This window comes from Bacillus cereus group sp. BfR-BA-01381 (assembly GCF_022663555.1).
Taxonomy (GTDB): Bacteria; Bacillota; Bacilli; order Bacillales; family Bacillaceae_G; genus Bacillus_A; species Bacillus_A pacificus.
On record NZ_JAKUFR010000313.1, the window covers coordinates 1 to 250 of the forward strand.

Here is a 250-nt window from a genome sequence, read left to right on the forward strand (position 1 = left end):
TGTTAATTCACGTTTAGCGGACTGCGTGTTATTTTTAGACTCTTCTTTTGCCTTTATTGCTTCTCGGGCTTTTGCTTCTTCCTTGGCCTTTGCTATTTCTCGGGCTTTCGCCTCTTCCTTAGCTTTGGCTATTTCTTGCGCTTTTGCTTCTTCTTTAGCCTTTGCTATTTCTCGGGCTTTCTCTTCTTCTTTAGCCTTCGCTATTTCTTGCGCTTTTGCTTCTTCTTTAGCCTTTGCTATTTCTTGCGCC

The 250-nt window shown here is 42.8% G+C and carries 1 pseudogene; it reads right to left on the reverse strand.

From position 1 onward, the window contains the following. Positions 1 to 250: pseudogene (locus tag MR079_RS28850) on the reverse strand (enterotoxin); the annotation flags it as partial.